We start from the raw sequence: 15049 nt of genomic DNA, 5'->3' as shown, positions 1-15049 counted from the left end.
GGGGGCGGGGGCCCACTCCGGGCGGTCAGGCTTGATCCCTCCGTGGGCCACCGCCGCCCCGAACCTCACGTAGCTGGGCTCGTTCGGTGGGCCACCACCGCCCCCGAAATTCACGTCGCTGGGCTCGTTCCGGGCGCGTCTCGCTTCGTCCGGCCACGGTCGTGCGTGGGCCGGGATGCGTGCGGCCCACGTCGTCCCAGCCGCGACTTCGCGCAGATATGCGTCGCCAAGCCGCGACGCCGCGACTTCGCGTAGATAAGGGACGCACGGCGTCATCCAACCGCGATCTTGTTGACCTCGGGCACACCTGTCCCGCACTCGAGTTTCGCCATTTGGGGATCGTTTGGGTGACGGCGCACCGGGTGTCGGTCGCAACCTTGGTCGTCGCGGCCTTCCGCTAGATGCGGTCGGCGGCGCTCGGCCCGGCGTGGTCGCCTGCGCTCGGCCAGACGCGGTCGTCGGCGTGCGACGACCGGCGCACACAATGCGGCAATGTGCGATTTCACCCTCGCCGCAACGACGACCAGCGCACACGGACGGCACAACGTGTGCTCCCGTCCCCGTCGGAGCGAAGCAGACGCACACGATCGGCGAACGTGTGCGCTGACTATCGTTGCGCCCAGGTGAACGTGGGCGCTGACCATCGTTGCGCCCAGGTGAACGTGGGCGCTGACCATCGTTGCGGTCGGCGGACCCGGCCTCGGCAGCCCGCTCCCGGTATCGCCTCTGGACTTCGACAAGATCATCAACGACTTCACCACGCAGAACCCCACCATCAAGGTCAAGCTGCTGAGCGCCCCCGGCCGTCCAAGGTCATAAAGACCTCACGGTGATCTTGCGGAGTTCGCTGAGGATGACGCTGACCAGGACGAACGCAAGACTCACTTCGGCTGTGGCCCTGACCTGCAATGTCGCTGCCGAGATGGCGAACCTCGAGTGTCCCGCGGAGCTTCACAAGATCGACGCGGGTGGGAGCCGGGTGGCCGCGGTAGTGCGGCTCGGTCAGTCGGCGTCGGGGAGGCCGATTGCGAACGCGTCTTCCAGGTCGTGCTTCGAGTAGGCGCGGAACGCCACGAAAGTCTCGCTGTTGATCACGCCGGGGGTCTTCGAGATGCGGCCGGCGATCACCTCGGCGATGTCGTCGAAGTGTGGGACCCGGACGATCGCGATCAGGTCCACGCCGCCGGCCACCGAATACACCTCGCTGACGCCGTCCAGCGCGGCCAAGGCCTCGGCCACCTCGGGGATCGAGTCGGTCGCGCAGTCGATGTGGACGATGGCGGTGTTCACCAGCGGGCTCCTCGCCTATGAGGACGAATGTGGGTCGCGCCCATGCTATGCCGTCCCGTGCCGGTCCCGCATGCGCCCGGCCCGTCCCGATCTTGCCCGGCCGGTGCTCACCGCTGTCTCAGGCGTTCTGAAGCAGCGGTGAGCACGCCACAAGGACTTCGAGGGCTTGGAGCGTCTCACTCAACCATCAGGGTCGCTCCGGGAAGTTCAACCATCAGGGTCGCTCCGGGGAGTTCAACCATCGGGGTCGCTCCGGAGGGCTGACCGCTCGCGCACCAACCTGCCCCCCGAGCCGATCTTGCACGAGTTTGCAGGTCAGGGCCGATCTTGCAGGTTTCTCCACGGCCCAGCGAGGAAACTCGTGCAAGGTCCACGCCAGGATGTGGACCTTGCACGATGACGCACCCCAGGACATGAAGGATCGTGCAAGATCGCCGCGAGCTGGCGCAATCGTGCAAGATCCCGGGACTCCACGAAGGGAACGCCGCAGTCTCACCGAGCCAACCGAACTCCAAACGTTCGTATGCCCCACCGAAACTGGCGCAGCCTCGAAGCCGCTGTCGGCACCAGCCCTCGCCGATCACAAAGCCTGCTCCCGCCGCCCCAGGTATGCCGACAGCGGCGACCCGCGTACCGCTGGGGTCAGGTTTTGACTGTCAGGCCGGTGGCGGTGCGGATCGCGTCGGTGAGGGACTCGGTGGCGGTGACGTGGGCGCCCGGCCAGAGGACGCAGCGCGTCGCGCTGCCCTCGACGAGGGTTTCGGCGCCCAGGACCGACTCGGTGGCCTCGCCGGTGATCCGGGCGGACGGGTCGGCCAGGACCCGGCCCGCTGCGGCGTGCAGGTTGGCCTCCAGGTAGTCGGCGGGGGTGCCGGTGTCCAGGTAGAGGCCCTCGTAGGCGATCAACTCGAGGTCTCCGGCGGCTTCGGCGGGGCGCCAGACGGTACGGACCAGGTTGCTGTCGACTTCGGCCAGGTCTTGCACGTAGCGCCACGGGATCAGCGAGAACCCGGCGAAACGTCGGCCGCTGAATCCTCCGGTGTCGCCGGGGAAGCAAGGTTTTGTCAGCATTCGCACGGTTTCGCCAGACCAGTCGTCGAGCATCGCCGCGATGTCCTTGCCCGGGTCGCGGAACGGGTCGTGCAGGTAGGCGTCGGCGTTTCCGACCAGCACTCCGCGGCCGTCGATCCACGGGCGGAGCCGGGCCACGCCGCCGGAGGTGCCGATCGGGCCGTCCGGTTCGACCGAGAGGTGCGCGCGGTCGCCGACGTGGGTGACGATCTGGTCGGCGAGGTAGGCGGCGTTCACCGCCACGGTGGCGGGGCCGGCCAGGCCCAGGCCGGCCAGGCGGCGCAGCGCGTGATCGAGCAGCGGCAGGTTGCCGACCGGGCACAGAGCTTTCGGGACGGTCGCGGTCAGCGGGCGCAGGCGCTGCCCCTCACCGGCGGCCAGCACCACCCCGGCGACAGCGGTCACTGGCCGTCACCGGAAGCCGACGAGCCGGCGGCGGGGGAGCCCGAGACGGGCGCGGCGGAGGGGGAGCCCGAGACCGGCGCGACGGCAGCAGGGGAGCCCGAGACCGGCGCGGGGGAGCCCGAGGGTGGGAAGGGGGAGCTGTAGTCGCCGGCCGGGATCGACGGAGGGAACTCACCGGCCCGGGGCCCGAGGCCGTAGATGCCGAGCAACCGGGCCGTCGGCCAGGTCAGGTCGGGGAGGGCGTCGATCGGGAACCAGCGGGCCTCCAGCACCTCGCCACCGTCCACCGCCAGCTCGGTGCTCGACGCCGGCACCGACCCGAACCAGACGGTGTCGACCACGCCGCCGTTCGGGTGGACGATCGCGTTCGGGTTGCCGGGGGTCAGGTCGCCGGGCTCCACCCGTACACCCGATTCCTCGAAGAGCTCTCGGGCCGCGCCCACCGCGGGCAACTCGCCCCGTTTGAGGATGCCGGCCGGAAGGCCCCAGCCGCGCCCTGGTGGCTGGCGCAGCAGAAGGATGCGTGCCGCCTCCGAATCCCTGATGATCGCCACCGCTCCGACCAGGTATTTCGGTGAAACCAGGCGAGCGATGTGGCGGCGCATCGGGAGGGGCAGCCCGTAGAAGGCCTGATAGGCGAGGCCGCGGATCTGCCGATGAATGTCCACGCGGTAAGGCTAACGGGGGAAACCGCGCGGTTCAGTCCGGGTGGTCGACCAGGGCGATGAGCTGCTCGACCACCGCGTCCGGCTCGAGGCTGCGCTCGCAGACGGCGACCAGCAGCGTCTCCAGATCGGGGTAGCCCATCTCCTCGGCGAGGCGGCGCAGCGGCACCTCGCTGGCCAGGCCCCGGTCGTGTTTGCGCAGAGTGAGGCCGATCGTGGCCCGGCCCAGGCGGACCTTGTCGGCGATGCTGATGCCAGGCTCGTTCGTCTCGTCGAAGTACCTGTTGATCTGCATCTGCGCCTGGCTCGACTTGACGAAGCCGAGCCACTCCTTGCGGGGGCCGCGAGGCGCGTTCGGCTCGGCGTCGACCTGGCCGTCGGTCTCCGAAAAAATCTCCACGACGTCACCGTCGCGGAGAGGGGAGGAGAGCGGAGCGAGACGTCCGTTGATGGTTGCGGCGAGACACTGGTCACCGTGGCGGGGACCCAGCTCGTACGCCAGATCGACCGGCGTGGACTGACTCGGCAACTCGTAGGCGTTGCCGTGGGCGAAGACGGTGATCTGCCCCTCGGCGAGGTCACACCGCAGCGAATCCAGGAACTGCCCCGCGTCGGTGGTGTCCTGCTGCCAGTCGAGCACCCGTTTCAGCCAAGTCAGCTGGTCGGCGCCGGGTGGCTCGTCCGACTCCTTCGGATATCGGTAGCTGGTGGCGACGCCGTACTCCGAGTAGCGGTGCATCGTCTCGGTCCGGATCAGCACCTCGACCAGCTTGCCCTCCGGACCCACCACGGTGGTGTGCAGGGAGCGGTAGAGGTTGTTCTTCGGGGAGGCGATGAAGTCCTTGAAACGGCCCGCCACCGGGCGCCACCGGCCGTGGATCGCGCCGAGAGCCGCGTAGCAGTCGGTGTCCGGACCGTCCACCACGACCGCGATCCGGGGCAGGTCGAGCGGCACCGGGTGGTCGCCGGCGACGGTGTCCTTCCAGATCGAGTAGTAGTGCCGGGGCCGGGCCTGCACCTCGGCCGTCACCTTCTGCCGGCGCAGCGCCGACCGGGCCTTGTGCGAGACGTCGGAGAGATACTCGTCCCAGCCGGGCCGGTTGCGCACGTGCTCGTCGATCCGGGCGAACGAATCCGGCTCCAGGTGGTAGAGCACCACGTCGTCGAGGGACCGCTTGAGAGCCTGGATGCCGAGCCGGTCACAGAGCGGGACCAGCACGTCGAGGGTGGCCGTCGCGATGCGGGCGCGGCTGGCGTTGGACCGGGCGCCCAGCGTGCGCATGTTGTGCAGCCGGTCGGCCAGCTTGATGATCAGGACCCGGACGTCCTTGCCGGCGGCGACGATCATCTTGCGGATCGTCTCGCCCTCGGCGGCCTTGCCGTAATACGCCTTGTCGAACTTGGTCACCCCGTCGACCAGGTGGGCCACCTCGTTGCCGAAGTCGCCCTGCAGCGCCTCCAGCGTGTAGCTGGTGTCCTCGACCGTGTCATGCAGCAGCGCCGCGACCAGGGTGGTGGTGTCCATGCCCAGCTCGGCGCAGATCTGCGCGACCGCGAGCGGGTGGGTGATGTACGGGTCGCCGCTCTTGCGCATCTGACCGCGGTGCATGCTCTCGGCGATCTGGTAGCTGCGGCGCAGGATCGCGACGTCGGCCGAGGCGTGGATGCTGCGGTGTGTGCGGGCCAGCTCGGCGACCGGATCGTCGTCGTTGTTCTGAAAACTCAGCAGCGAGCGCAAGCGCCGGGTGAAGGACGTTTCGGAAGAGCTGGTCGGCATGGCACGACCGAATGCGGCGCCGTGGCCGGCGTCGACGTCCACCCGGACACCCCCTCACCGATCGTCCACGCCCAACCGGTGCGTGGAGTCGCCTCGCGTTTCCATCGCAAGCGAATCATCGGAGAGGGCCGGTCGCCAAGGCCCGGGCCCGCAAATGTGACGAATCATTACGACAGTTGCGCGTGCCTTACAGCCTAAGCGAGCGAGCGTCGTCCAAACGGTCAGTTACCGATAGGCGAACGGACGAGTCTTTACCTGAGACGGCGGCTTCAGCCCTGGTGAGGAGGGTAGAGAAACGCGCCGCGCCACGAACCGGTGACACCCAGTCGCCGGAGGTTTCCACCAAGCGGGTGTCCGGCCTCTCCAGCCACCCGAGGATCCTCTCCGTCTCCTCCGCGGTGGCCGCCGGAACCGGGCCCGCGCCCGGCAGCACCGTCTCGGCTGTGAGCTTCGCCGCGTCGAGCGTCGGCCGCGGATGCTCCCGCGGCGGGGACGTCGCCGCGGCGGCCAGCCGGCCGTGCCGGATCACCGCGATCTCCCAGCCGCCCTTGTCGTCGCGGCGGGCCGCCACCACCTCCGGCAGCCGGGTCAGGGCGTCCAGCCGCTGCATCCGGATCAGGGCGCGCAGCAGGGCGATCAGACGCGACCGGACGACCGCGGCCTCCTCGTAACGCTGCTTCTCGGCGAGGGCGTCGATGCGGGCCAGGATCGCGGCGATCACCGGGCCGGGGTCGCCCGAGGTGGCCGTCCGGAAGGGCAGGGCGGCGCGGAGGTCGTACTCCTCCGGGGTGATCTCGTGCTCGCACGGCGCCGGACAGCGGCCCAGCTCGGCCAGCGCGCAGGCCGGGGTCTTCGAGCGCAGCGAGAGCTTGTGATTGCACTGCCGCAGCGGCACGGCGTCGTAGACGCCGGCCGCGGCCAGCTCGGCCGTCCGCCGCGACGAGAACGGCCCGAGGTAGGTCGCGCCGTCGTCGGCCAGACGCCTGACGACCGACAGACGCGGGTAGGCCTCCGCGGTCAGCTTCAGCCAGACGACCCTCTCGGGATATTTGGAGCGTCGATTGTACGGCGGAGCGTGCGCCGCGATCAGCCGCAGCTCACGGACCTCGGCCTCGAGTGGGTGCGCACACTCCACCGCGTCCACCCGGACCGCCGCGGTGAGCATCTCGGTGGAGATCCGGGAACGCTTCTCGGTGGACGTGAAGTAGGCGCGCACCCGGGTCGCGATGTCGTTCGACTTGCCCACGTAGAGCGGCCGGTCGTCGGCCGCCCGGAAGATGTAGATCCCGGGCACGTGCGGCAGCCCGTCGGCCAGATGCCGCTGACGGCGCTGCGCCGGGGTGACCGCCTTGGCGAACTCGATCGCGTCGCCCAGCGTGTGCACCTTGAAGCTGCCCAGCCGCTCGATCAGCCCGTGCAGCACGTCCACGGTCGCCTTCGCGTCGTCGAGCGCCCGGTGGTTGGGCTGCACCGGCGACCGGAAGAAGTGCGCCAGCGTGCCCAGTTTCCGGTTCGGCACCTCGTCCCTGGTCAGGGCCCGGCGGGCCACCGCCGCGGTGTCCAGCACCCGCGGGTTCGGCCAGGGGTAGCCGTGCCTGGCGCACGCCGCTTTCAGGAAGCCCACGTCGTAGGGCGCGTTGTGTGCCACCAGGACCGCCCCGCGCAGGAACTCCAGCAGGGCCGGCAGCACCGTCTCGATCGGCGGGGCCGGCCGCAGCATCGCCTCGGTGATGCCGGTCAGGACGGTGATGAACGGCGGCAGCGGCTCACCCGGGTTGACCAGCGTCGCGAACTCGCCCAGCCGCTCGCCGGCGCGCACCTTGACCGCCCCGATCTCGGTGATCCCGGCGCCGTCCGGAGCGCCGCCGGTGGTCTCCAGGTCGAGGACCACGAACGTGGTGTCCGCCAGGGACAGCGCCGCCGGATCCACCGAGCCGTCGGCGGACAACAGGGAGTCCAGAGTGCCCTGGACATATGCCGGTTGCGTCACGGGCGGCAACGATAGAGCGGGGGTATGACATGAACAGGGCCCGGGGCAGGAAAAGATCACTTGCTCCACTGGGCTAATCGGTAGTCGCCGGTGTGAGAATGGAAAGATGTCCGCGCTGCTGAACCCTGACGACCGCCCCGAGGAGGAGGCGGTGCCGGAGGGTGCGGACTTCTCGTCTTCGCCGGATCTCTCTTCTCCACCCGATCTCGGGCCCGACCTCGACCTGTCCCTGTCATCGGATCTGGATCTGCTGCCGGCCGCCGGTCTCGACCTGTCGCCCGAGCCGGTGCTCCCGGAGGCCGTCCGGCAGCGGATCACGGTGCTCGCCGCGGCCGCCCTGCCCGGCCTGCCCGCTGACGAGATGCCGGTCCCGCTGCGCCGGGTCGCCCGGTTCGCGCCCAACCGCCGGGCCCGCCTCGGCGGCCGGGACATCGCCGCCCAGCTCGTCGCCGATCCGCTGTTCCGGCAGCGCATCGGCACCCGCATCATGGCCGACGCCGGTGACCTCGGCACCGCCGTGACCAGCGGCGTCGCCCCCGCCGCGGCCGATCCGGTGGAGGTGGCCGCGCTCGCCTACCTGGCCCGGCCGGACGGCTGGCGCGAGCTGATCGCGGCCGCCGGCGACGCGGTCCGGGCCGAGGCCGACAGCGCCGCGGTGACCGCCCAGGTCCGCGCCGCCGAGCAGCGGGCCACCCGGGCCGAGCACGACCGGGCCGTCGCCCGGGTCGAGGCCGACAAACTCCGCGACGAGCTCGCCCGGGTCCGCGAGGAGCTGGGCCAGCTGCGCGAGGAGACACGGACCACGTCGAAGGCCCTGCGCGAGGCGCAGGCGGCGCAGAAACGCGCGACCGACCTGCTGGCCACCGAGAAGGGGCGCGCCACCCGCGCCACCCTCGATCACGAGGCGGAGGTACGCCGTCTGCGTTCCCGCCTGTCCGATGCCGAAGCGGCCGCCGCCACCGGCAAACAGGCCGCCAAGGACGCCCGTGCCGTGGACGACGCCCGCCTCTGGCTGCTCATCGAGACCATCGGGCAGGCCGCCTCCGGGTTGCGCCGTGAGCTGGCCATCGGCCCCGCCGAGAAACTGCCGGCCGATTTCGTCGCGGACACCGCCGCCGACCGGCCCGGCGCGCCCGAGCGGTCCCGGGCCCGCGCCCAGGACACCGACGACCCCGGCCGCCTCGACCAGCTGCTCGCCCTGCCCCGGGCGCACCTGGTCGTCGACGGCTACAACGTCACCAAGCGCGGCTTCGCCGACATGTCCCTCGAGCAGCAGCGCAAACGCCTGATCACCGGCCTCGGCGGGATCGCCGCGCAGACCGGCGACGAGGTCACCGTCGTCTTCGACGGGGCCGAGCGGGTGCACGGGCTGCCGCCGGCGCCCCGCGGGGTGCGGGTGCTCTTCTCCAAGAAGGGCACCACCGCAGACGAGCTGATCCGGCAGCTGGTCCGGGCCGAGCCGCCGGGCCGCCCGGTGGTCGTGGTCTCCTCCGACCGGGAGGTCGCCGACGGGGTCCGGCGGCACGGCGCCTACCCGATGGGCGCGGATTCTCTGCTGCGCCGGCTGTCGCGCTCGTAAAACTGTCATACCCCTCGCTTAGCGTGACTGTCACCGATGGTGGCCGGTCCGTCGCTTGTTCCGGGGCGTGGCCGACCTCCCGATGAGGAGGGGTAATGATCATCGATTGTGGGCGCTGCGCCGAGCGGAGCGTCGATTGCAACGGGTGCCTGGTCAGCGTGCTGATGGACACACCCGATGGCATCGCCGACCTGACCCCGGGCGAGCTGCGGGCGATCGAGATGTTCGAGCTCGCCGGCTTCGAGGTGGAGCTGCTGGAGACCCCGGCGCCCCCGGCTGTGGCCCCGATCTTCCGTCCCGGCCGTGACGTGGCGTGATCAACTTCCCGGCTGCCCCGGCCGTCCGGGGCGGGTGGTGACCCGGATCTCTAGGATTGGTCGCCGGTGAGCACGTTTCGTCGTAACCCCTCGGAGGGTTTGATGTCGGCAGGGGATCAGCGGTGAGCCCGCGGCTGTGGGCCGCCGGCGCGCTCGTCGTGCTGCTGGTTGCCCTGATCGGGTTCGCGGCCGCCACCGTGCCCTGGCATCGTGCGCCCGCGCCGCGCGCCGACCAGCTGGCCGCTCTCGGGCAGCTGCCGGCCGACCAGGTGGCCCGGTCCCGCGCCTTCCACGCCGAGCTGCGCCCCGCCTCCTACGGCGGCATGGTCCTCGGCCTGCTGGTGGCCCTGGCGCTCGGGCTCACCCCGCTCGGCGCGCGCCTGGTCGAGCTGGCCGGCCGCCCGTTCGGCGATCACTGGCTGGCCCGGGCCGTCCTCGGTGGTCTCGCCCTGGCCCTGCTCGCCGAGCTGATCAGCCTGCCGCTGTCGGCCTGGCGGCACACCGTCGTGGTCCGCTACGGCATCTCCACCCAGACCTGGGGCGCGTGGTCCGTCGACCTGCTCAAATCGTTCGGTGTCGGCGCGGTGCTCGGCGCGATCGTGCTGGCCGGCTTCTTCACCGTCACCCACTTCGCGCCACGCTGGTGGTGGGCGTTCGGCGCGGCCGGCGCCGCCGGGCTGGTGGTGCTGCTGTCGTTCGTGCTGCCGGTCGTCGTCGAGCCGATCTTCAACAGGTTCACCCCGATGCCCGACGGCCCACTGCGCGCCGAGTTGCTGGCCCTCGCCGACCGCGACGGGGTCCCGGTCAAGGACGTGCTGGTCGCCGACGCGTCCCGGCGCACCCGGGCGGTCAACGCGTATGTCTCCGGTCTCGGCCCGACCCGCCGCATCGTCGTCTACGACACCATGCTCACCGAGGCCACCCCGGACGAGGTGGTGTCGGTCGCCGCCCACGAGCTCGGCCACGCCAAGGACCAGGACGTGCTGACCGGCACGGTTCTGGGCGCGCTCGGCGCCGCCATCGCCGTGGTCGCCCTCTACCTGCTCGGCGGCTGGCGGTGGCTGCTCGACCTGGCCGCGGTCGACTCGATAGCCGAGCCCCGCGCCATCGGCCTGCTCCTGGCCGTCACCACGGTGGCCGGCCTGGTCGCCGGCCCGGCCCAGTCCTTCGTGTCCCGCCGGGTCGAGGCCCGGGCCGACACCCACGCCCTGACCCTGACCGGCGACGCCTCAACCTTCGAGGCGATGCAGCGCCGCCTCGGCACCGTGAACCTGTCCGACCCCGACCCACCGTCCTGGGAGCACACCATGTTCGCCTCGCACCCGTCCACCGTGCAGCGCATGGCCGCTGCCCGAGCCTGGGCCAGAGGAGACCGCTGATGCCCCGTCCTGCAGTGTCACCGTCCATGACGCGCCGCGCCGGGGGACCGTCCGTCTCCGGCCGGTGCCTGTCGCCGTTAGTGATCCGCTGTGCTGGGGGGCCGTCCGGCCCGGGCCGGTGCCTTCCGCCGTTCGTGATCCGCCGTGCCGGGGGAGGCCGCTGATGGGGCGCACGTTGCTCGTCACCAATGACTTTCCGCCGCGGCCCGGTGGGATTCAGCAGTTCGTGCACAATCTGGCGGTTCGGCAGCCGGCCGGGTCCATCGTGGTCTACTCGTCGACCTGGCGGGGGGCCGCCGAGTTCGACGCCGAGCAGCCGTTCGAAGTGATCCGTGAGCAGACCGGCATGCTCCTGCCGACCCCGGCCGTCGCCCGCCGTGCCGCCGAGCTGGCCCGCGCCAACGACTGCGACCGGGTCCTCTTCGGCGCGGCCGCCCCGCTCGGCCTGCTCGCCCACGGCCTGCGCCGCAACGCCGGCATCGAGCGCGCCGTCGGCATCACCCACGGCCACGAGATCGGCTGGGCCGCCCTGCCCGGCGCGCGTGGCCTGCTCCAGCGGATCGCCCGCGGCAACGACGTCCTCACCTACCTCGGCGAGTACCAGCGCACCCGCCTCGACAAGGCCCTGCACGGCCGGACCGACCTGCGGCGGCTCGCGCCCGGCGTCGACGTCGACAAGTTCCACCCCGGAGTGGACGGGTCGGCTGTCCGCCGGCGCCACGAGCTCGGCGACCGCCCGGTGGTCGTCTGTGTCTCCCGGCTGGTGCCCCGCAAAGGCCAGGACATGCTGATCCGGGCCCTGCCGGAGATCCGCCGCCGCGTCCCCGGGGCCGCTTTGCTGCTGGTCAGCGGCGGCCCCTACCGGAAGACGCTGGAGCGGCTGGCCCGGGAGAACAACGTCGAGTCCGACGTGGTCCTCACCGGTTCCGTCCCGTGGGCCGAACTCCCCGAGCACTACGCGGCGGGCGACGTCTACGCGATGCCCTGCCGCACCCGGGCCGCCGGTTTGGACGTCGAAGGCCTCGGCATCGTCTACCTGGAAGCCTCCGCGACCGGCCTGCCGGTGGTCGGCGGCGATTCCGGCGGCGCCCCCGACGCGGTCCGTGAGGGCGAGACCGGTTACGTGGTCGGCGGCTCCGATGTGCCCGCGATCGCCGCCCGGGTCGCTGAGCTCCTCGCTGACCCGGAGAAGGCGAAGGCGATGGGCAAGACCGGCCGCGCCTGGGTCGAGCAGGAGTGGCGCTGGGAGACCCAGGCCGCCCGCCTCACCGACCTGCTCACACCGCCGAGCTGACCCATGACTCGCGGCCCGCTGAGCTGGCCCGCGGCCCGCGACCCGCGGCTCGCTGAGCTGATCCGCGACCCGCTGAGCTGACTCACGACCGGCGACCCCGCTGAGCTGGCCCGCGACCCGCGAGCTGGCCCGCCACCTGCTGTCGGTGCCCGAGATCGGCAGGGACGCGGTCGGTGCCCGAGATTGGCCGACGGGTGGCTGTTGCGGTGGGTGAGTGGCTGGTTGTGGGTGCTGTTTCAGGGTGGTGGAGAAAGCTCTCACGGCCAGCCGGGTCGCAACGGCGACCGGGGGCTGCTCACTGCCAGCCGGACTGGTTGCTGCTGGACTCGCGGCTGATGCCGGAGCCGGTCTCCGGGTAGGCGCCGAAGCGTTCGTTGTGCAGGTGGGCGAAGAAGTAGCACATCTCCTCGCACTCGGCGTCGATGATCGCCACCGCGGGATCGGCCCGGACCGCTTCGTAGAACTCCCGGCCGGCGGCCACGATGAATCCCCGGGCGTAGAGGAAACCGTCATCGGACCCGTCGGTCACCTCGTGGATGTCCTCGCGGTCGATGTCATACAGCTTTCGCTCCAGCACCCGGTCGAGACTGGTCAAATCGGCCGCCGACAGCCCGGCGGAAGCGGCCCGCAGCTGCTCGGTGAACCGGTCGAGCCAGGGATCGAGAGCGTAGAGCGCGTCCTCATCCTCGTCGTCGGGCCGGCTGACCAGGTGGCGCCGGATTGCGGCCGGCTCCGGGCCCAGCCCGGCCCAGGCGGTTTCGATCAGCTGCCAGAAGCGGTCCTCGTCAGCTGCGGTGGGAACGGCGGCGCCGGGTGTCTCGGTGACCATGGCCGGAACGTATCAGCGGGGTACGACAGAAAAGCCGGATACCGCGAACGAGGCCGGCATGAGGGGACTCACCGGCGTGAATGAGTGGGAACGGGGTGGACGTTCCCGGCTCGCGCGGCGTAGTAACGAATGCGGGGCTTCCGGCACGCCGTTCGGCGTGCCGCCCGTGCGTCGCGTGCCCTGTCACGGTCGCGGAGCTCCGGTGCGGGACCCGAGAGGCGGCCGTCGATGCCGGATCCCATCCCTGAGCCCAGTTCCGCCGGCACCGACGCGCCGGCGACATCACCCGCGGCACCAGACGGCAGCGTCACCGACATTCCCGGCCCGGGCGTCAGTGCGGACGGCATTCCCGACCCGGGCGGCAGCGTCGCCGGCACGCCGGACCCCGACCCGGGTGCGGATCCGGACCCTGACCCGGGTGCGGATCCGGACCCTGACTCGGGTGCGGATCCGGACTCGGGTGCGGATCCGGACTCGGGTGCGGACCCGGACTCGGGTGCGGACCCGGACCCGGGTGCGGACCCGGACCCGGGTGTAGGTACGGGGGAGAACGACGGGGCCGTCTCGGCCGACGGGATGCTGGCCGCGCAGGATGACGGGGAGCTGGCGCTGCCCTACTGGCTGACCAGCACCGAGGAGGCGGCCAACACCTCGTTCCCGCAGATGGTCCGGCGGCTGCCGAGGCTGCTGCGGGAAGCCTGGCTGCTGGGCTGGCGGGCCAGCCGGCGGACCACGCTGTCCGTGCTGATCCTTCAGGTGGCGTCCGGCGCGGCCGCCGCAGTCGGCCTGATCAGCGTGGTGGGCGTCCTGGACGGGCTGCTCCAGGCGGGACCGACACCGGAACGGGTGCGGGCAGCCGTACCATCGCTGGTTCTGCTGGTTCTGGCTCTTGCTGTGCGTGGTCTGCTGGCGTCGGCGGCCACGGCAGCGCACGGGCGACTGTCGCCGATGGTCTATGAGGCCGCCGAGATGCGGCTGCTGGATCTGACGACGCGGGTGGATCTGGCGACGTTCGACGATCCGGGGTGGCGCGACGCCATGGAACGGGCCCGGGACCGGGGGATCTTCGCGGCGCAGCAGGTGGTGGATCACGGCATCGAGGTGCTGACCCATCTGGTCGGGCTGGCCGCGGCGGCGAGTGTGCTGGCGGTGCTGCATCCGGTGCTGCTGCCGATGCTGGTGCTCGCGGTGGTGCCGACGGCGTGGGCGGCGGTGCGGTCGGCGAAGCTCGGTTACCGCAGCAAGCTGCGGCTGATCGCGGTCTGGCGGCGGCAGCGGATGCTCGCCTACCTGCTCGCGGCGCGGGAGCCGGCCGCCGAGTTGCGGGCCTTCACGGTACGCCGTTTCCTGCTCACCGAGGTCGGGCGCCTGTTGCGGATCTCCACGCTGGAGGAGATCCGGGTGATCGGGCGGGTGGTCCGGACCAACCTGGCCGGGCAGGCGCTGAGTGGACTGGCGACCGGGCTGGCGTACCTGATGCTGCTGTGGCTGTTGTGGACCGGCCGGATGGAGCTGGCCGCCGCCGGTGGGGCCGCCTACGCGATCAACATCGGGATCGGGAAGCTGACCGAGCTGGCGTTCACCGCGAACCGGGTCTACGAGCAGGGTCTGTACTTCTCGGACTTCCAGGGCTTCTGTGAGATGTCGCTGTCGCATGCCGAGCCGGAGCCGGAGCGGCGGCCGCCCGACGGGTTCCGGGAGATCCGGCTGGACGGGGTGACGTTCAGTTATCCGGACGCCGACCGGCCCGCGGTGAACGGCGTGTCAATGACGCTGGAACGTGGGCAGATCATCGCGCTGGTCGGCGAGAACGGGTCCGGCAAGTCGACGCTGGCGGCCGTGCTGGCCGGGCTCTACCGGCCGCAGAAGGGCACGGTGACCTGGGACGGCGTGGATGTGGCCGGGTTCGGCCCGGAGGCCATGCGCGAGCTGGTGGCGGTGGTGATGCAGGAGCCGACCCGGTGGCCGCTGTCGGCCCGGCTGAACATCGCGATCGGGCGGCACGATCGGCCGGCGACCCTGGCCGCGGTGCAGGAGTCGGCGCGGGCCGGTGACGCGCACGAGTTCGTGGTCGAGCTGCCCCGCCAGTACGAGACGCTGCTGTCCAGACATTTCACCGACGGCGCGGACCTGTCCGGCGGGCAGTGGCAGCGCCTCGCGGTGAGCCGGGCCTTCCACCGGGACGCGCCGCTGCTGATCTGCGACGAGCCGACGGCGAACCTGGACGCGCGAGCCGAGCACGAGGTCTACCGGCGGCTTCGGGACCTGGCCGCCGGCCGGACGGTCGTGCTGATCACGCACCGGATGGCGAGTGTCCGGGAGGCCGACCGGATCTACGTCCTGGATCACGGGGTGGTGGCCGAGGAGGGCGGGCACGAGGAGCTGATGGCGGCGGACGGGCTGTATGCGCAGTTGTTCACCCTGCAGGCCGACGCCTACCGGTCCGAGTGATC

At 71.4% G+C, this 15049-nt stretch carries 10 protein-coding genes and 1 pseudogene; 5 read left to right on the top strand and 6 right to left on the bottom strand.

From position 1 onward, the window contains the following. Positions 1–1002: 1002 nt before the first annotated feature. The 5 genes and pseudogenes from AB0E94_RS37725 to AB0E94_RS37705 form a co-directional block, all read right to left on the bottom strand. Entirely contained in the window at positions 1003–1290 is a 288-nt protein-coding gene (locus AB0E94_RS37725; protein ID WP_093610781.1) for an Lrp/AsnC ligand binding domain-containing protein, read from the bottom strand. A gap of 642 nt (positions 1291–1932) precedes the next feature. Further along, positions 1933–2766 (bottom strand): sugar phosphate nucleotidyltransferase, encoded by an 834-nt coding sequence (locus tag AB0E94_RS37720; protein WP_360336434.1) that lies wholly within the window; start codon positions 2764–2766, stop codon positions 1933–1935. Between the two features lie 152 nt (positions 2767–2918). Continuing rightward, a pseudogene (locus tag AB0E94_RS37715) lies at positions 2919–3434 on the bottom strand (NUDIX domain-containing protein); the annotation flags it as partial. Positions 3435–3465: 31 nt separating this feature from the next. Further along, positions 3466–5250: an HD domain-containing protein gene (locus tag AB0E94_RS37710; RefSeq protein ID WP_360336432.1), complete on the bottom strand. Its 1785-nt coding sequence runs from the start codon at positions 5248–5250 to the stop codon at positions 3466–3468. A gap of 145 nt (positions 5251–5395) precedes the next feature. Further along, positions 5396–7198: a DEDD exonuclease domain-containing protein gene (locus tag AB0E94_RS37705; RefSeq protein WP_360336430.1), complete on the bottom strand. Its 1803-nt coding sequence runs from the start codon at positions 7196–7198 to the stop codon at positions 5396–5398. A gap of 106 nt (positions 7199–7304) precedes the next feature. On the opposite strand from AB0E94_RS37705, the gene AB0E94_RS37700 reads away from it, so the two are divergent. The 4 genes from AB0E94_RS37700 (at position 7305) to AB0E94_RS37685 (ending at position 11767) form a co-directional block, all read left to right on the top strand. After that, positions 7305–8777 (top strand): NYN domain-containing protein, encoded by a 1473-nt coding sequence (locus AB0E94_RS37700; RefSeq protein WP_360336428.1) that lies wholly within the window; start codon positions 7305–7307, stop codon positions 8775–8777. Positions 8778–8872: 95 nt separating this feature from the next. Continuing rightward, a complete protein-coding gene (locus AB0E94_RS37695; protein WP_317787728.1) occupies positions 8873–9094 on the top strand; it encodes a hypothetical protein in 222 nt (73 codons plus the stop codon). A gap of 122 nt (positions 9095–9216) precedes the next feature. Beyond that, entirely contained in the window at positions 9217–10473 is a 1257-nt protein-coding gene (locus AB0E94_RS37690) for a M48 family metallopeptidase (protein WP_360336425.1), read from the top strand. 163 nt (positions 10474–10636) lie between these two features. Beyond that, positions 10637–11767, top strand: a complete 1131-nt coding sequence (locus AB0E94_RS37685) for a glycosyltransferase family 4 protein (RefSeq protein ID WP_360336423.1) — start codon at positions 10637–10639, stop codon at positions 11765–11767. Between the two features lie 295 nt (positions 11768–12062). Here the strand turns inward: AB0E94_RS37685 and AB0E94_RS37680 are convergent, their stop codons facing one another. Continuing rightward, entirely contained in the window at positions 12063–12596 is a 534-nt protein-coding gene (locus AB0E94_RS37680; protein WP_360336421.1) for a DUF4240 domain-containing protein, read from the bottom strand. A 228-nt stretch (positions 12597–12824) separates the two neighbouring features. Between AB0E94_RS37680 and AB0E94_RS37675 the strand changes: the two genes are divergently transcribed. Continuing rightward, a complete protein-coding gene (locus tag AB0E94_RS37675) occupies positions 12825–15047 on the top strand; it encodes an ATP-binding cassette domain-containing protein (protein ID WP_360336419.1) in 2223 nt (740 codons plus the stop codon). Positions 15048–15049 lie beyond the last annotated feature (2 nt).

The organism is Actinoplanes sp. NPDC026670 (assembly GCF_040638175.1).
In the GTDB taxonomy this organism is placed as follows: Bacteria; Actinomycetota; Actinomycetes; order Mycobacteriales; family Micromonosporaceae; genus Actinoplanes.
Note: the sequence above shows the minus strand (reverse complement) of the source record. Positions and strands in the feature narration are given on the sequence as shown.